The following is a 16,361-nucleotide window of genomic DNA, read 5'->3' on the forward strand; positions in this document are numbered from 1 at the left end:
CAGCGCAGCGGCAGCGGGGCTCAGGCCTCGCCGGCGGCCCGGGCCCGGTCGAAGGCGTCGTACGCCTCGGCGCGCTCGCGCTCGATCTTGTCGCCGAGCAGCACCGCGCCCGCCCAGAGCGCGGCGAAGACCGGGCCGAGCAGGAACATCGCGGGGATGACCAGGCCGAGCGCGATCGCGACGACCTGGACCGCCCAGCCGAGGCCGTAGGCCCAGGGGCGCCGCAGCATCCCGGCCAGCAGCACGCAGACGAGGGCCAGCCCGAGCCCGACGGCGAGCGCCGGGCCGGTCGGCACCTCGGCGATGACGATCAGCACCGGCGTGGTGAGCCCGAGCGTGACCGCCTCGAGCGACAGCACGGCCGCGGCCATGCCGCGCTTGGGCGAGCGCTGGGGCCGCGTCGCGGGGGCGGTCGGGGGCACGGGCTCCTCGGCGGTGCTCATCGCTCGCGTCCTCCCCGGGCGCCGGGGGGCAGCAGCAGCGTGCGGGCCTCGCCCACCGTGACGACCGAGCCGGTGACCAGCACCGCCCCGGACCCGAGCGGGTCCCCGAAGGCCTCCCCGGCCTCGGCCAGCGCCGCGGCCTGGTCGAGGGCGTCGGCCAGGCGGGGTGCCACGGTCACCTTGTCCTCGTCGAAGACCGTGCGGGCCACCTCGGCCAGGGCGTCGGCCGACAGGGCACGGGAGGTGGAGTTCTGGGTGCAGATCACGTGGGCGAGGTGCGGCTCGAGCTCGGCGAGCAGCCCCTCGGCGTCCTTGTCGTCCATCAGCCCGACCACCCCGATCAGGGGGGCGAAGGTGAAGGAGTCGTCGATCGCCTGGGACAGCGCCCGGGCCCCGTGCGGGTTGTGGGCCGCGTCGAGCACGATCGTGGGGCTGCGGCGCACGACCTCGAGCCGGCCCGGCGAGGTCACCTCGGCGAAGGCGGCGGCGACCAGGTCGCCGTCGAGGGGCTGGTCCCCGGCGAACGCCTCGACCGCGGCCAGGGCGACCGCGGCGTTCTGGGCCTGGTGCGCGCCGTGCAGCGGCAGGAAGATCTCGTCGTAGCGGGCGCGCAGGCCCTGCAGCGAGACCATCTGTCCGCCGACCGCCGGCAGGGTCGAGACCACGCCGAACTCCAGGCCCTCGCGGGCCACGGTGGCGCCGACCTCGACCGCGCGAGCGAGCAGGACCGCGACCACGTCGGGCTCCTGGTCGGCCACGACCACGGTGGCGCCGGGCTTGATGATGCCGGCCTTCTCCTGGGCGATCGCGGCGGCGGAGTCGCCGAGGTAGCGGGCGTGGTCGACGGCGATCGGCAGCAGCACCGCCACCGTGCCGTCGGCGACGTTCGTGGCGTCCCACGAGCCGCCCATCCCGACCTCGATGACGGCGACGTCGACGGGGGCGTCGGCGAAGGCGGCGAAGGCCATCGCGACGACGGTCTCGAAGAACGACAGCGGGTGCGGCTCGGCGGCGTCGACGAGGTGGGTGAAGGGGGCGACGTCGTTGAAGGCGCGCACGAAGCCGTCGGCGTCCAGGGGCTCGCCGTCGATGCTGATCCGCTCGGTGATGTTCTCGACGTGCGGGCTGGTGAAGCGCCCGGTCCGCAGGTCGAGCTGGCGCAGGAGGGCGTCGACCATCCGGGCCGTCGAGGTCTTGCCGTTGGTGCCGGTCAGGTGGATCACCGGGTAGGCGCGCTGGGGCTCGCCCAGCAGCTCGGTGAACGCACGGATCCGGTCGAGCGAGGGCTCGAGCCGGGTCTCGGGCCACCGGGAGAGCAGGGCGTCCTCCACCTCGGCCAGGGTCTGGGCGAGGCGGGGGGCGTCGAGGTCGGGCACGTCTGTCATCACCGCCCAGTCTAGGCCGGTACGCCCCGCGGCCAGCACGCCCGCTGGCTCACTCCACGCGCAGCGCCGCGGTGTCGGCGTACGACTCGAACCCGAGCCCGGCGTAGAGCCGGTTCGAGACCGGGTTCGCCTGGTCGGTGAACAGGCACACCTGCGAGCCGCCGGCCCGCAGCGCTGCTGCGACCTGGTGCACGGCGTTGCCGGCGTACCCCCGCCCGCGCAGGACGGTGGGCGTCAGCACCGGGCCGATCCGGGCCACCCCGTCGGCGGGCGGGTTGGCCCCGACCAGGCAGACCGGGCGCCCCTCGTCCTCCCACCACCACTGGGTGCCGGCCCGCACCCGGGCCCGGAGGTCGTCGAGATCCGCCGGGTGCCCGGCGTCGGGGGCGCGCCCGGCGGCCAGGTCCACCTCGAGACCGAAGGACGACCACCACCGCGCCAGCTCGTCCAGCTCGTCCTCCCGCACCGGACGCAGCGCCCCGGTCGTCGGACGGGGAGCACGCGGCTCCCCCAGCACGTGCAGCCGCTGGTGCTCGGCGACCCGCGCCGTCCGACCGGTGAGCCGTGCCGTCTCCTCGGCGACCACCCGCGCGGTCGGCAGCGCTCCGTTCACCGCCGCCAGCTCCTCCCCGCGGTCGTGCAGGGCGCGGGCGAGCGAGACGGCGGCCTCGTCGGGCATCGCCAGCACCCAGGGGGCGTACGGCGGGTGCGGCATCGTCCGCATCGCCGCCGAGACCGGCTCGCCGTCCGGTCCGCGCACCGCCAGCCACCACCGCGGGACGCCGGGCGACGGGGGTGCGACCTCGCCGGCCGCGGCCCGGCGGGTCCACGACGACAGCACCGTGGTCAGGACCGGTTCGGCGGCCAGCAGCGCCGCGGTCTGCTCCAGGAACGAGACGGGGTCCTCGGTGAAGGTCAGGGTGTGCGGCTCGGCGGTGTCCACCGGTCGAGGCTAGGACGCGGACCTGCGGCGGCGCACCGGGTTTCCCGACCGTAGGCTGGTCGTCATGACCGACACCCAGCAGCAGGCCCCGGACCCGACGAGCACCGCGCGCGGTGCCGTCGTCGTACCGGACAAGCCGGCCCTGGAGGGCCTCGAGGAGACCTGGTCGGCGCGCTGGAAGGCCGACGACACCTACGCCTTCGACCGCACCCAGCCGCGCAGCAACGTCTTCTCGATCGACACCCCGCCGCCCACGGTGAGCGGGAGCCTGCACGTCGGGCACGTCTTCTCCTACACCCACACCGACCTGATCGCGCGCTACCAGCGGATGCAGGGCAAGTCGGTGTTCTACCCGATGGGCTGGGACGACAACGGCCTGCCCACCGAGCGCCGGGTGCAGAACTACTACGGCGTGCGCTGCGACCCGTCGTTGCCCTACGACGCCGACTTCACGCCTCCCGAGAAGCCCGACCCCAAGAAGCAGGTTCCGGTCAGCCGGCCGAACTTCGTCGAGCTGTGCGAGCGCCTCGTCGTCGAGGACGAGCAGGTCTTCGAGGCGCTGTGGCGCCGGCTCGGGCTGTCGGTGGACTGGAGCCAGCACTACACGACCATCGGGCCGAAGGCCCAGGTCGCCAGCCAGCGCGCGTTCCTGCGCAACTTCGCCCGCGGCGAGGCCTACCTCCAGGAGGCGCCGACGCTCTGGGACGTCACCTTCCAGACCGCCGTGGCCCAGGCCGAGCTGGAGGCCCGTGACTACCCGGGCGCCTACCACCGCGTGGCCTACCACCGTGCCGACGGCACCCCGGTCCACGTCGAGACCACCCGCCCCGAGCTGATCGTCAGCGCGGTGGCACTGATCGCGCACCCCGACGACGAGCGGTACGCCGACCTGGTCGGCACCACGGTGACCTCGCCGGTCTTCGGCGTCGAGATCCCGGTCCTGGCCCACCCGGCGGCGGAGATGGACAAGGGCGCCGGCATCGCGATGTGCTGCACCTTCGGCGACCTCACCGACGTCACCTGGTGGCGCGAGCTGCAGCTGCCCGTGCGCACCGTGATCGGTCGCGACGGCCGCTTCCTGCGCGAGACCCCCGCCTGGCTCGAGGGCGACGGCGCCGGGGCGTACGACGGGCTGGCCGGCAAGACCGTCTTCTCGGCCCGCGAGGAGACGGTGCGGCTGCTCCGCGAGGCCGGCGACCTCGACGGCGACCCGCGACCGACGCAGCGGATGGCGAACTTCTACGAGAAGGGCGACAAGCCGCTCGAGATCGTCGCCACCCGGCAGTGGTACGTCCGCAACGGCGGCCGCGACGTCGGCCTGCGCACCGAGATGCTCGAGCGTGGCGCCGAGATCACCTGGGTCCCCACCCACATGCGGCACCGCTTCGACAACTGGGTCGGCGGGCTCAACGGCGACTGGCTCATCTCGCGGCAGCGGTTCTTCGGGATCCCGTTCCCGGTCTGGTACCCCCTCGACGACGACGGCGAGCCCGACCACGCCCACCCGCTGATGCCGAGCGAGGCCGAGCTGCCGGTCGACCCCTCGACCGACGCCCCGCGCGGGTACGACGAGTCGACGCGCGGCAGGCCGGGCGGGTTCGTCGGCGACCCCGACGTGATGGACACCTGGGCCACCTCCTCGCTGACCCCGCAGATCGCCGGCGGCTGGGAGAGCGACCCCGACCTGTTCGAGCGGGTCTTCCCGATGGACCTGGCCACCCAGGCCCACGACATCATCCGGACCTGGCTCTTCTCGCGGGTCGTGCGCGCGCACTTCGAGAACGGCGTCGCCCCCTGGAGCCACGCGCTGATCTCCGGCTTCGTGGTCGACCCCGACCGCAAGAAGATGTCGAAGTCCAAGGGCAACGTCGTCGTCCCGACCGACATCCTCGACCGGTTCGGTGCGGACGCCGTCCGCTGGCGCGCCGCGATGTCGCGCCCGGGCCTGGACTCGCCGTTCGACGAGAGCCAGATGAAGGTCGGACGCCGGCTGGCGATGAAGGTCCTCAACGCCTCGCGGTTCGTGCTCGGCAACGTCGGCGCCACCTCGCTGAACGCCTTCGAGGTCGCCGAGCCGGTCGACTGCGCGCTGCTGGGCCGGCTGGCCGGCGTGGTGACCCGCGCGACCGACGCCTTCGAGGCCTACGACTACACCACCGCCCTCGAGGTGACCGAGCGCTTCTTCTGGGAGTTCTGCGACGACTACCTCGAGCTGGTCAAGGAGCGGGCCTACGCCGAGGACGGTGGCTCCCCCACCGCCTCGGCCCGCGCCACGCTCGCACTGGCGCTCGAGGTCCAGCTCCGGCTGCTGGCGCCGTTCCTGCCCTACGTGACCGAGGAGGTCTGGTCGTGGTGGCGACCGGGCTCGGTGCACCGCGCCGCCTGGCCGGTCGTGGCCGACCTCGGCGCGCCCGCCGCTGCCGACGCCTCGTCCCTGGAGGCCGTCGCCGCCACGCTGACCGGCATCCGCGGCGCGAAGTCCCAGGCCAAGGTCTCGATGCGCACCCCGCTGTCGCGGGTCGAGGTGCGCGGCCCGCAGCAGCTGGTCGACGCCGCCGCGACCGCCGAGCGCGACCTGCGGGCCACGGGCCGGGTGACCGGTGAGATGACCTTCGTCGGCGACGACAGCCGTACCGACATCCTGGTCACGGCCGAGGTCGCCCCCGAGGCGCCCGAGGCCCCACAGGGCTGAGCCCGGCGGAGCACCGCCCGGGAGACACAGCAGCGGATCACTGCCACCTGGTGGCAGTGATCCGCTGCTGTCGTACCGGCAGGGGTCGTGTGGTCAGGCGACGGGCGCGGCCGGCTCCGTCGGTACGGCGGGCTCCGCGGGCTCCGCAGGCGCGGCGGGCTCTGCCGGGACCGCGGGCTCGACCGGGACGACGGTCGGCCCCTCCTCCTCGACGCGCGGCTCGCACACGATCGGCGGGGTCGGCGGCACGATCGGCAGCGTGGGCAGGGCCGGGGCCCCCGGTGCCGGCGGCGGTGCCGGGCTCTCGCCGACCGAGGGGCCCTCGTCGGAGCCGTCGTCGCCGCCACCGTCCGGCGCGCCGAGGGTCGGGGCGCCCTTCACGGGCGGCGACCCGGGTGCGGCCGGGGCCGGCCCGGGCGCCGGGGTCGGGCCGGCGGACTGGTCGGGCCCCTCGGCCGACGTGTCGTCGTCCCCGGCGTCCTCGCCGCCGTCGTCGGCCACGTCCGCACCACCGGCTCCGTCCGTCGAGGCGGACCAGGAGCCCGCAGGCCCCTGACCGGAGGATCCCGGGTCGGCCGGGGAGCCCGCACCGGAGGCTGCGGGCCCACGGCCCGCGGGTCCGCCCGAGGTCGCGTCCGGCGCGGACCACTCGCCGGCGGTCGCGGCCGCGGCGCCGGTGGCGGCCGTCATCGGCGGCTCACCCGCGGCCAGCGAACCGTCCGTGGTGTCCGTGGTGTCGACGACCGACCCCGCGCCGTCCTCGGCGGGCACCTCCCAGGGCACGTCGGCCGGCCCGGACTCCTGCAGCAGGGACCCGCCGAGCGGGGTGCGCTGGATCAGCTCGGTGGCGTAGGCGCGCCCGTCGAAGGGCACCCCCGGGGTCCGCGACCCGTCGCCACGCGACGCCGTCGCGACCATGACGAAGCCGCACAGCACCGCCACCATGCAGAACACCAGGAACGGTGCTCGTTGGTTCTTGCTCATCTCGTCCGCTGCCCCCGCAGGTCATGAGGTCGTGAGGACCCGGGAACATCCTCTCGCGACCTCGGGCCCCCGCAGACCAGAACGGGAGAAATGACTCGAAGTGACTAGCAGCCGACGCACCCGGGACGACCCGGGACCGTGCGGAGGCTCAGGCCGACTTCTTCTTCTTGGTCTCGGCCTCGCGCAGCACCAACGTCGGAGGCACCTCGTCGTCGACCACCTCGCGGGTGATCACGACCTTGGCGACGTCGGCGCGCGACGGCACGTCGTACATGACGTAGAGGAGGACCTCCTCGATGATCGCGCGCAGCCCACGGGCGCCGGTGCCCCGCTCCATGGCCTTGTCGGCGATGGCGAGGATCGCCTCGTCGGTGAACTCCAGCTCGACGCCGTCGAGCTCGAAGAGCTTCTTGTACTGCTTGACCAGCGCGTTGCGCGGCTCGGTGAGGATCTGGACCAGCGCCTCCTGGTCGAGCTTGTTGACGCTGGCGATCAGCGGGAGGCGGCCGATGAACTCGGGGATCAGGCCGAACTTCGTCAGGTCCTCGGGGCGTACCTGCGACAGCAGGTCGGTAGCCTCGCGCTCGGCCTGGCCGCGGACCTCGGCGGTGAAGCCCAGGGACTTCTTGCCGACCCGCTGCTCGACGATGTGCTCGAGGCCCGCGAAGGCGCCGCCCACCACGAAGAGGATGTTGGTGGTGTCGATCTGGATGAACTCCTGGTGCGGGTGCTTGCGCCCGCCCTGCGGAGGCACCGAGGCGCTGGTGCCCTCGATGATCTTCAGCAGGGCCTGCTGCACGCCCTCACCGGAGACGTCACGCGTGATCGAGGGGTTCTCCGCCTTGCGGGCCACCTTGTCGATCTCGTCGATGTAGATGATCCCGGTCTCGGCCTTCTTGACGTCGTAGTCGGCGGCCTGGATCAGCTTGAGCAGGATGTTCTCGACGTCCTCGCCGACGTAGCCGGCCTCGGTCAGCGCCGTGGCGTCCGCGATGGCGAACGGCACGTTCAGCATCCGCGCGAGGGTCTGGGCGAGGTACGTCTTGCCGCACCCGGTCGGACCGATCACCAGGATGTTGGACTTGGCGACCTCGACGACCTCGTCCTTGCTGTGCTTGCCCCCGGCCGGCGCGACGCCGGCCTGGACCCGCTTGTAGTGGTTGTAGACCGCCACCGCGAGGGACTTCTTGGCCTGCTCCTGCCCGATGACGTAGGAGTTGAGGAAGTCGAAGATCTCCTTCGGCTTGGGCAGCTCCTCGAGACCGACCTCGGAGCCCTCGTTCAGCTCCTCCTCGATGATCTCGTTGCACAGGTCGATGCACTCGTCGCAGATGTACACGCCGGGGCCGGCGATCAGCTTCTTGACCTGCTTCTGGCTCTTCCCGCAGAAGGAGCACTTCAGCAGGTCACCCCCGTCACCGATCCGGGCCACCGGCGATCTCCCCTCTAGACGGACGTACAACCATCGAACGGTACCCCGTGCCACCCCCGGACCGGCGGGTGACACGGGGGCGGTGCTCAGGTGCCGGCGAGTGCCGGCGTGCCCTTGCGTGAGTCCAGGACACCGTCGATGAGGCCGTAGTCCTTGGCCTGGGCTGCGGTGAGGATCTTGTCGCGCTCGATGTCGCGGCTGACCTGCTCGATGTCCTGGCCGCTGTGCTCGCTGATCATCTTCTCGAGCAGCTCGCGCATGCGCAGGATCTCGTTGGCCTGGATCTCGATGTCCGAGGTCTGGCCGAAGGTGCCCTCGGTGTAGGGCTGGTGGATCAGGATCCGGCTGTTGGGCAGGGCCAGGCGCTTGCCGGGGGCCCCCGCCGCGAGCAGGATCGCGGCCGCGGAGGCGGCCTGCCCCAGGCACACGGTCTGCACGTCGGGCTTGATGAACCGCATCGTGTCGTAGATCGCGGTGAGCGCCGTGAAGGAGCCGCCCGGGGAGTTGATGTAGATCTGGATGTCCTGGTCGGGGTTCAGCGACTCCAGGCACAGCAGCTGGGCCATCACCGCGTTCGCGATGTCGTCGGAGATCGGGGTGCCGAGGAAGATGATCCGGTCCTCGAACAGCTTGCCGTAGGGGTCGATGCGCCGCACGCCGTACGACGTGCGCTCTTCCCACTGGGGGATGTAGTAGTTCATGTCGTCAGTCCTTCGTGTGGGCCGGGCGGCCCTCGTCGGCGGCGTCGCGGGCGTTCTTGACCACCTTGTCGACCAGGCCGTACTCCATGGCCTGCTCGGCGGTGAACCAGCGGTCCCGGTCGGCGTCGGCGATGACCTGGTCGATGTCCTGGCCGGTGTGCTCGGCGATGAGGTCGAGGAGCACCTTCTTGATGTGCAGCGACTGCTGGGCCTGGATCTTGATGTCCGAGGCGGATCCGCCCATGCCCGAGGAGGGCTGGTGCATCATGATCCGCGCGTGCGGCAGGGCGTAGCGCTTGCCCTTCGCGCCGGCGCAGAGCAGGAACTGTCCCATCGAGGCCGCCAGGCCCATCCCGACGGTCGCGACGTCGTTGGGGATGTAGTTCATGGTGTCGTAGATCGCCATGCCGGCGTCCACGGAGCCACCGGGGCTGTTGATGTGCAGGAAGATGTCGGCCTCGGGGTCCTCGGCCGAGAGCAGCAGCAGCTGGGCGCAGATCGCGTTCGCGTTCTGGTCGCGCACCTCGGAGCCGAGGAACACGATCCGCTCGCGCAGCAGCCGCTGGTAGATGTGGTCGTCGAGCACGTTGAGCCCTGCCCCGCCGTTCATCTGCGGGAGGCCCTCGCCAGGTCGGGTCTCGTAGTCGTTCACCCGGCCGACACTAGCCCGCGTCGGGCCCCGAACCACGGGTGATCCACCCCTGTTCGCCAACAGCGGACGCGGACGCCGCGGCGCCCATCCGCTCGACCGTGCGGGCCATGCCCGCCTCGAGCTCGTCGGCGTGGGCGTCGCTGCCGCCCAGCAGCAGCGGCGCCGCCAGCCGGCTGAGCCCGGTGAGCCCCCGGGGCACGGGCCGGCGGTGCACCACCCTGGTCCGGCCGTCGTCGGTCGGCTCCAGCTCCCAGATCCAGCGGGCGCCGCTGGTGCGCGTGTCCCACGACAGCAGGCGCCCCGGCTCCAGCTCGGCCACCACCGACCGGCTGGGCCAGACCACGGCCCCGCGCCGGTTGATCCCGAGGTACTGCTGCCCGACCCGCAGCCCGCCCGGCAGCAGCGCGCGCATGGTGACCAGCTCCGGGCTCCACTCCCCCATCCGCGCCACGTCGGACACCGTGGCCCAGACGACCGCGGGCGGGGCGTCGACCACCCGCTCCGCGCGCAGCTCGCGGGCAGCGGGTGACGGGTCGGGTGACGTGGACGCGGCGGGGTCGGAGGTCATCGCGCGATCATCCCCGGCCGGCCCCGGCGGCGTCGAGCCACCGGCCCAGGGCGGCGTGGACGTCGGGGTGGTTGAGCAGGCCGAAGTGGTCGGTGCCGCCGACGTGGAGCACGTCGGCGCCCGGGAAGAGCTCCGCGCCGCGACGGTCCCGGCCGTACGCCGAGCGCGGCCGCACCAGGACGTCGCCGACCAGGTCGCCCACCGGGTGACGCTGCTCGCGGGTCAGGGTGGCGGCCACCAGGTGGTAGCGCGCGTGCGGCCAGGGCGGCACGTCGGCGGTCAGGCCGGCCACCAGGTCGTGCACGCCCTGGGAGCGCCAGTCGAGGATGCGGCCGAACGCCGCGGTCTCGGGGAGCAGCCCCAGCCCGCGCGAGCCGTGGCCGACCCCCCACGCGATCGGAGCGCCGAGGTGGGGCGTGCCGAGGGTGACGACGTCGCTGACCAGGTCCGCCCACGGCCGTCCCGACTCCGGCGGGGCGGCGGCCACGGCACCGGCGGCCCGCACCACCAGACCACCCATGGAGTGGCCCACCAGGACCACCCGGCGCACCGGGACCGGCCAGGCCTCGACCAGGCGCTGCATCAGGGCGGCGAGCGCGACGCCGTTCTCCCGCAGCGGCAGCCCGGAGTTGAGCCGCAGGAAGAGCGGCGTCCAGCCGCGGGCGGCCACCGCCTCGCCGTAGGTCGTGCCCACACTCTCGCGGTGGAGGTCCCAGGCCTCCTCGCTCTCGCACAGCCCGTGCAGGAAGACCACGAGGTCCCCGGTGGCCGCCGGGAACGCCTCGGCCAGCGGCGCCGGGTCGGGCTCGACGTCACGGTGCCGCACGCGCACCGCCAGCGGGATCGCCATCTGCGGCCGCTCCCGGAGCAGCCGGTCCCCGATCAGCCCGTTGACGGCCGAGGCCAGGAACCGACCGCGCGGGTGGTCCTCCAGCCGGGGCCCGACGCCGGTCGCGGCGAGCCGGTCCAGGCCGGTCGAGGTGACCTGCAGGCCGGCACCGATGCCGGCGTACACCGCCGAGGCGATGCTGCGGTGGGCCACCTCGGGCACGGTGGAGGCACCGAAGGTGGCCTTGCGGGTCACGCAGCGCACCCGGTCGGCGATCGCCAGGTGCGTGTCGCGGGCGCTGCGCACGACGACCTCGTCGGCGACCTGCGCCAGCAGCGACAACGCGTCCAGCACGGACGCACCCGGGGCGGCGGAGCTCATGCCACCACGCTAACCGATCCGGTGCACAGATGTGCACCGGACCGGTCGGCGGCTCACTTCTCGGCGTCGTCCTCGGTGGCGTCGTCCTCGGTGGCGTCGCCCTCGGCGGGCTCGGCCTCGGCGGCGCTGTCCTCGACGGTCTCGTCGGCGGTCTCGTCGCCGGCGGCGTCCTGCTCGGCCGCCTCGGCCGCGGCGACCTCCTCGGCGGAGGCGATGCTGCCGTCGGGGCGCAGGTTCCGCATCTCGACCACGTTGCCGGACTCGTCGGTGACGGTGGCGGACTCGACGATGGAGGCCAGCGCCTTGCCGCGCAGGATCTCCTGGACCAGGTCGGGGATGTGGTTGTGCGCGAACATGTGGTTCGCGAACTCCTGCGGGTCCTGGCCGGACTGCTGCGCGCGACGCACGAGGTGCTGGGAGAGCTCGTTCTGGTCGACGCCGAGCTCCTCCTTCTTGGCGATCTCGTCGAGGATGAACTGGGCGGCGACCGCGTCGCGGACCCGCTTCTCCAGGTCGGCCTCGAACTCGTCGACCGTCTGGCCCTCGTCGTCGAGGTAGGCCTGCATCGTCATCCCGGCCTGGGCGAGCTGCTGCTCGACGCTCTGGCGGCGGGCGGTGAGCTCCTCGGCCACGACGGACTCCGGCAGCGGGACGTCGACCTTGTCGAGGAGGACCTCGAGGACGGCGTCGCGCGCGGCGGCGGCCTGCTCGAGGCGCTTGCCGTTGCGCAGCCGGCCGCGGACGTCCTCGGTGAGCTCCTCGTAGGTGTCGAACTCCGAGGCCTCCTGCGCGAAGTCGTCGTCGAGCTCGGGCAGCTCCTGCTCCTGCACCTGGCTGACGCGCACGCTCACCTCGACGTCCTCGCCGACCAGGTCGCCACCGACGAGCTGCGTGGTGAAGACCTTGTCGTCACCGGCCGACAGCCCGACGAGGGCGTCGTCGAGGCCCTCGATCATGCCGCCGCGGCCGACCTGGTAGCTCATCTGGCTGACCTCGGCGCCCTCGACGGCCTCGCCGCCCTGGGTGGCGAGCAGGTCGATGACCACGAAGTCGCCGTCGGCTGCGGGGCGCTCGACGTCGGAGAGGGTGCCGAAGCGCTCACGCAGCGCGGCGACCTGCTCCTCGACGTCGGCGTCGCTGACCTCGAGGTCCTCGACGCTGGCCTCGATGCCGTCGTACTCCGGCAGCTCGATGGTCGGCTTGACGTCCACCTCGGCGGTGAACTCCAGCTGCTCGTCCGGGGCGAGGTTGGTGACCTCGATCTCGGGCTGGGCCAGCGGCTGCAGGTCGTTCTCCTGCAGCGCCTCCATGTACTTCTGCGGCACCAGGTCCTGCACGGCCTCCTGGAGCACGGCCTCGCGGCCGACCTGCCGGTCGATGATGGCGGCAGGGACCTTGCCCCGGCGGAAGCCGGGGACGTTGATCTGCTGGGCGATCTTCTTGTAGGCCGCGTCGAGGCTCGGCTTGAGCTCCTCGAAGGGCACCTCGACGGTCAGCTTGGCCCGGGTCGGGGTCAAGGTCTCGACGGCGCTCTTCACAGGTTGTCTCCTCGGTGTTCAGGTGTGCTCGGGTGGGTGGTGCTGGGACGGTGGTCGGGGCGACAGGACTCGAACCTGCGGTCTCCTGCTCCCAAAGCAGGCGCGCTAGCCACTACGCTACGCCCCGCCAAGAGGCCCTGGCCGCCTGCGCGGTCACCCGCACAGGTCGTCCGGCAGCTCCTTGGAGCGGATGACGGGAATCGAACCCGCGTAGCCAGTTTGGAAGACTGGGGCTCTACCATTGAGCTACATCCGCCGGCGCGGGATCGGGCCCCGTACACCCCGGGAATCCTCGCACAACGCCGGGACGGCACCCAATCGGGTCCGGCTCAGGAGCGGTGGACCACGATCATCGCCCGGTCGTCGTCGGGTGATCCGAGCGCGGTCACCAGCCGGGTCGCGGCCCCGTCCACGCTGGCCCGGAGCATCTGCTCCGAGGCGCCGAGCAGCCGGTCGATGCCCAGGTCGATGTCGCGCCGGGGCTCCTCGACCATGCCGTCGGTGTAGAGCAGGAGGCTGTCGCCGGGGCCGACCACGCCGCACGCCGCCACGAAGTCCGCTCCCTCGATCAGCCCGAGCACGGGTCCCTCGCTGTCCAGCAGCCCCCACCGGCCGGACCCGGCCGAGCGGTGCAGGGCCGGCGGGTGGCCGGCGGAGCGGACCTCGTAGCGCCCCGTGGCGAGGTCGAGGGAGAGGTGCACGGCGGTCGCGAAGCCCTCGTCCCAGTCCTGGCGCACCATGTAGTCGTTGGCCGCGGGCAGGAACCCGTCGGGACGCGTGGCCCCGAGCAGGCCGCCGAAGGCGCCGGAGAGCAGGAGCGCGCGGGTGCCGGCGTCGGCACCCTTGCCGGAGACGTCCACGACCACCAGCTCGAGACGGCCGGGCAGCTCGGGGCGGCCCGGGTCGTCGACCCGGGTGGCCACCACGAAGTCCCCCGCGAAGGGCGTGCCTCCCGCGGAGTGGATCGCGGAGTCGACCTGCCACCCCGCGGGCAGCGCCGGGATGCCGCCCTGGGTGAGGATCCGGTCGCGGAGGTCGACCAGCATCGACTCCCCCCGCAGGCCGCCGACGCCGAGCTGCGAGCGGCGGAAGGAGGTGAAGAGCACGATCAGCCCCATCGTGAACTGCACCGTGGTCGGGCCGACGATGCGCGGTCCGGAGTTCCCGACGAGCGCGACCTGCGCGGTCAGCAGCACCATCAGGTAGATCACGAACCACGGCAGCGTGCGGGGGCCGAGGAAGATGCTGCCGACCAGCAGCGGGACCATCAGGCTGGTGAACGGCATGATCCCGTAGAAGGCCACCACGAGCAGGGCCACCACGGTCGACAGCGCACCGAGGCCGAGCGAGAGACGCGTCTCCGGGCTCACGCCGTGCCGGCGCAGCGAGCGGAACCCCCTCCGGGGCGCGAGCAGGCGCTCCGGGCGCACGTCCCGGGTCGGGGTGCTCATCGCGGCACGGCCTCCGCTCGCTCGCTGGGAGCGCTCACCCTACGGCGCGGGAGCGGAACACGGGCTGGCAACGCGGGCACCAGAACAGGTTCCGCGCCGCGAGCTCCTTGGTCCGCACCGTCGCCCCGCAGACCAGGCACTCCTGCCCGTCGCGGCGGTAGACGTAGTGCTGACCGGTACGCCGTCGGGCCGGCCGCTGGCGGGCCGCAGCACGGTCCTCGGGGCGCAGCGTCTCGATCCGCCCGCTGCGGACACCCGCGGCCATCAGCTCGACCAGGTCGTCCCACACCGCCTGCCACTGGCTGACCCGCAGGGTCCGGCCGGGGCGCATCGGGTCGAGCCGCTGCCGGAAGAGCACCTCGGCCCGGTAGACGTTCCCGACGCCGGCCAGCACGGACTGGTCCATCAGCAGACCCCCGATCGGGGCCCGGCTGCGGCGGATCCGCTGCCAGGCCCGGTCCGGGTCGGCGTCCGGCTTGAGCGGGTCCGGCCCGATCCGGTCGAGCACGGCGGCCCGCTCGGCGGAGGTGACCAGCGCGCACTGCGTGGCGCCGCGCAGGTCGCCGTACGCCGTGCCGGCGCCGTGCCCGTCGGCGCCGTCGGCGACCAGACGCATCCGGACCGCTCCGACGGGGCCCGGCACCGCGTCCAGGCCGGGCAGTCCCGCGTGGACCGGCAGCTTGCCGTAGAGGCCGAGGTGGACGTGCACGACGTCCTCCTCGTCGAAGTCGAGGAACAGGTGCTTGCCGGTGGCCTCGGCGGCGCGCAGCACCCGGCCGTCCAGGATCGCCGCGGACTCCTCGAAGCGGCCCTGCGGGCTGGTGACGGAGACGTGGCGGCCGCCGAAGGCGGCGTCGAGGTCGAGCGCGAGCCGCAGGAGGGTGTGGCCCTCGGGCACGTCCTCAGCCCTGCTCTGCGGGGGGTCGTGCGGAGGCCGGCAGCGGCGGCAGCCCGCCCCCGGTCTCGTAGGTCGCGAGCTGCTCGATGCGGCGCACGTGGCGCTCGTCGCCGCTGAACGGCTCGGCGAGGAACACCTCCACGAAGCGGGTCATGTCCTCGAGCGGGTGCAGCCGCCCGCCGACGGAGACCACCGTGGCGTCGTTGTGCTGCCGGGCCAGGCGCGCGGTCTCCTCCGACCACGCCAGCGCGCAGCGGACGCCCCGCACCTTGTTGGCCGCGATCTGCTCGCCGTTGCCCGAGCCACCGACCACCACGCCCAGGCTGTCGCGGCCCTCGGCCCGCTCGGTCGCGACGGCCTCGGCCGCGCGCAGGCAGAAGACGGGGTAGTCGTCGAGCGCGTCGTAGGCGAACGGCCCGTGGTCGACGCCCTCGAAGCCGTGGTCGGCGAGCCAGGCCAGCAGGTGGTCCTTGAGCTCGAGCCCGGCGTGGTCGGATCCGACGTGGACGCGCATGGCTCGATCCTCTCAGGCCCCCGGTGCCGGACGGGTGGTGGGCAGGTGGTGCGCGACGAAGGCACCGACCTGCTGCACGGCCGTGGTCGCGGCGTCGTAGGCCGCCGGGTGCCGCCAGAACCCGTGCAGCATCCCGAGGTAGCGGGTGCCGGTCACCTCGACACCGGCCTCGGCCAGCAGCGCGACCAGGTGCTCCCCCTCGTCGAGCAGCGGGTCGTGCTCGGCGGTGAGCACCAGCGTCGGGGGCAGCGTCGCGAGGTGGTCGGAGAGCAGCGGCGCGAGGTCGGGGTCGGCGAGGTCGGCCGGCGACGCGGCGTACTGCGCCCAGTACCAGTCGGCGTCGCGCGGGTCGAAGCCGTGCGTCTCGCGGCGGAAGGACGGGAACGAGCCGGTGGGGTCGAGGAAGGGGTAGATCAGCACGGTCGCGGCGAAGCGGCCGGGGTGGCGCAGCGCCGCGACGAGGGCCAGGTTGGCGCCGGCGCTGTCGCCGTGGACGACGACCGGGACGTCGAGCCCACGCGCGGGCCCCTCGGCGGCCAGCCAGGACAGCACCGCGTCGACGTCGTCGGGCGCTGCGGGGAACCGGTGCTCGGGCGGGCGCCGGTAGTCGACGCTGAGCACGGCGTGCCCGCTGGAGCGGGCCAGGCGCCGGCTGGCGGCGTCGTGGACCTCGACGTCGTTGAGCACGAAGCCGCCGCCGTGCAGGTGCAGGACCAGCCCGGCCACCGGGGCGTCGTCCGGGTCGACGGGCAGGTAGAGCCGGCACGGGACGCCGCCCGCGTCGACGTCCTCGACGTGGGGCAGGTCCTCGCGGGGCTCGGCCGCGGCGGCGGCCCGGGACTCGGCCCGGGCACGGTCGACGTCGAAGGCCGGGTCCCGGACCGGGACGTCGCCGGCGGCCGCCGCCAGCGCGGCCCGGGCCTGGGGGTGCAGCGCCATCGGGGTCCGCC

At 73.4% G+C, this 16,361-nt stretch carries 15 protein-coding genes and 2 tRNA genes; 1 reads left to right on the forward strand and 16 read right to left on the reverse strand.

The features are described from left to right. Positions 1-20: 20 nt before the first annotated feature. From GV155_RS13260 to GV155_RS13270, 3 genes are read right to left on the reverse strand one after another with little or no spacing between them, the layout of a single operon-like run. Positions 21-443 (reverse strand): DUF4233 domain-containing protein, encoded by a 423-nt coding sequence (locus tag GV155_RS13260; protein WP_236554313.1) that lies wholly within the window; start codon positions 441-443, stop codon positions 21-23. After that, the gene (locus GV155_RS13265; RefSeq protein ID WP_160008645.1) at positions 440-1,828 is read right to left on the reverse strand and encodes a bifunctional folylpolyglutamate synthase/dihydrofolate synthase; all 1,389 of its coding nucleotides are present in this window, start codon (positions 1,826-1,828) and stop codon (positions 440-442) included. Before GV155_RS13265 ends, GV155_RS13260 begins: the two co-directional genes overlap by 4 nt. A gap of 49 nt (positions 1,829-1,877) precedes the next feature. Next, positions 1,878-2,771 (reverse strand): GNAT family N-acetyltransferase, encoded by an 894-nt coding sequence (locus GV155_RS13270; protein ID WP_160008647.1) that lies wholly within the window; start codon positions 2,769-2,771, stop codon positions 1,878-1,880. Positions 2,772-2,835: 64 nt separating this feature from the next. Here GV155_RS13270 and valS point away from each other — a divergent pair, with 64 nt between their 5' ends. Continuing rightward, on the forward strand, positions 2,836-5,463 hold the full coding sequence (gene valS / locus GV155_RS13275; RefSeq protein WP_160008649.1) for a valine--tRNA ligase: 2,628 nt from the start codon (positions 2,836-2,838) through the stop codon (positions 5,461-5,463). A 93-nt stretch (positions 5,464-5,556) separates the two neighbouring features. Here valS and GV155_RS13280 read toward each other — a convergent pair whose 3' ends face one another. The 13 genes from GV155_RS13280 to GV155_RS13340 all read right to left on the reverse strand — a co-directional run bounded on the left by GV155_RS13280 (position 5,557) and on the right by GV155_RS13340 (position 16,350). Continuing rightward, on the reverse strand, positions 5,557-6,447 hold the full coding sequence (locus tag GV155_RS13280; protein WP_160008651.1) for a hypothetical protein: 891 nt from the start codon (positions 6,445-6,447) through the stop codon (positions 5,557-5,559). A 148-nt stretch (positions 6,448-6,595) separates the two neighbouring features. Beyond that, a complete protein-coding gene (clpX, locus tag GV155_RS13285) occupies positions 6,596-7,879 on the reverse strand; it encodes an ATP-dependent Clp protease ATP-binding subunit ClpX (protein ID WP_160008653.1) in 1,284 nt (427 codons plus the stop codon). 86 nt (positions 7,880-7,965) lie between these two features. Then, positions 7,966-8,580, reverse strand: a complete 615-nt coding sequence (locus GV155_RS13290) for an ATP-dependent Clp protease proteolytic subunit (RefSeq protein WP_160008655.1) — start codon at positions 8,578-8,580, stop codon at positions 7,966-7,968. Positions 8,581-8,584: 4 nt separating this feature from the next. Next, entirely contained in the window at positions 8,585-9,190 is a 606-nt protein-coding gene (locus GV155_RS13295) for an ATP-dependent Clp protease proteolytic subunit (RefSeq protein WP_160011338.1), read from the reverse strand. A gap of 52 nt (positions 9,191-9,242) precedes the next feature. Further along, positions 9,243-9,800, reverse strand: coding sequence for an SRPBCC family protein (locus tag GV155_RS13300; RefSeq protein ID WP_160008657.1), 558 nt, complete (start codon positions 9,798-9,800; stop codon positions 9,243-9,245). Between the two features lie 7 nt (positions 9,801-9,807). Continuing rightward, complete coding sequence (locus tag GV155_RS13305) at positions 9,808-11,010, reverse strand: esterase/lipase family protein (RefSeq protein WP_160008659.1); 1,203 nt, start codon at positions 11,008-11,010, stop codon at positions 9,808-9,810. A 53-nt stretch (positions 11,011-11,063) separates the two neighbouring features. Then, positions 11,064-12,548, reverse strand: coding sequence for a trigger factor (tig, locus tag GV155_RS13310; protein WP_160008661.1), 1,485 nt, complete (start codon positions 12,546-12,548; stop codon positions 11,064-11,066). Between the two features lie 51 nt (positions 12,549-12,599). Further along, positions 12,600-12,675, reverse strand: a tRNA-Pro gene (locus GV155_RS13315). Positions 12,676-12,730: 55 nt separating this feature from the next. Then, positions 12,731-12,804, reverse strand: a tRNA-Gly gene (locus GV155_RS13320). 73 nt (positions 12,805-12,877) lie between these two features. After that, a complete protein-coding gene (locus GV155_RS13325; protein WP_160008663.1) occupies positions 12,878-13,999 on the reverse strand; it encodes a PP2C family protein-serine/threonine phosphatase in 1,122 nt (373 codons plus the stop codon). A gap of 34 nt (positions 14,000-14,033) precedes the next feature. Continuing rightward, entirely contained in the window at positions 14,034-14,897 is an 864-nt protein-coding gene (locus GV155_RS13330) for an Fpg/Nei family DNA glycosylase (protein WP_160008665.1), read from the reverse strand. Positions 14,898-14,901: 4 nt separating this feature from the next. After that, on the reverse strand, positions 14,902-15,411 hold the full coding sequence (locus GV155_RS13335; protein ID WP_160008667.1) for a ribose-5-phosphate isomerase: 510 nt from the start codon (positions 15,409-15,411) through the stop codon (positions 14,902-14,904). A 12-nt stretch (positions 15,412-15,423) separates the two neighbouring features. Next, positions 15,424-16,350, reverse strand: a complete 927-nt coding sequence (locus GV155_RS13340) for an alpha/beta hydrolase (protein ID WP_160008669.1) — start codon at positions 16,348-16,350, stop codon at positions 15,424-15,426. Between the last annotated feature and the right edge of the window lie 11 nt (positions 16,351-16,361).

The organism is Nocardioides sp. AX2bis, from assembly GCF_902506435.1.
Classification (GTDB): Bacteria; Actinomycetota; Actinomycetes; order Propionibacteriales; family Nocardioidaceae; genus Nocardioides.

Excerpts from the sequence above, each read along its gene's own strand:
- GV155_RS13290 (WP_160008655.1), bottom strand. The coding sequence starts at position 8,580 with ATGAACTACTACATCCCCCAGTGGGAAGAGCGCACGTCGTACGGCGTG.
- GV155_RS13335 (WP_160008667.1), bottom strand. The coding sequence starts at position 15,411 with ATGCGCGTCCACGTCGGATCCGACCACGCCGGGCTCGAGCTCAAGGAC.
- GV155_RS13265 (WP_160008645.1), bottom strand. The coding sequence starts at position 1,828 with ATGACAGACGTGCCCGACCTCGACGCCCCCCGCCTCGCCCAGACCCTG.
- GV155_RS13305 (WP_160008659.1), bottom strand. The coding sequence starts at position 11,010 with ATGAGCTCCGCCGCCCCGGGTGCGTCCGTGCTGGACGCGTTGTCGCTG.
- GV155_RS13325 (WP_160008663.1), bottom strand. The coding sequence starts at position 13,999 with ATGAGCACCCCGACCCGGGACGTGCGCCCGGAGCGCCTGCTCGCGCCC.
- GV155_RS13280 (WP_160008651.1), bottom strand. The coding sequence starts at position 6,447 with ATGAGCAAGAACCAACGAGCACCGTTCCTGGTGTTCTGCATGGTGGCG.
- GV155_RS13260 (WP_236554313.1), bottom strand. The coding sequence starts at position 443 with ATGAGCACCGCCGAGGAGCCCGTGCCCCCGACCGCCCCCGCGACGCGG.
- valS (WP_160008649.1), top strand. The coding sequence starts at position 2,836 with ATGACCGACACCCAGCAGCAGGCCCCGGACCCGACGAGCACCGCGCGC.
- GV155_RS13300 (WP_160008657.1), bottom strand. The coding sequence starts at position 9,800 with ATGACCTCCGACCCCGCCGCGTCCACGTCACCCGACCCGTCACCCGCT.
- GV155_RS13340 (WP_160008669.1), bottom strand. The coding sequence starts at position 16,350 with ATGGCGCTGCACCCCCAGGCCCGGGCCGCGCTGGCGGCGGCCGCCGGC.
- GV155_RS13295 (WP_160011338.1), bottom strand. The coding sequence starts at position 9,190 with ATGAACGGCGGGGCAGGGCTCAACGTGCTCGACGACCACATCTACCAG.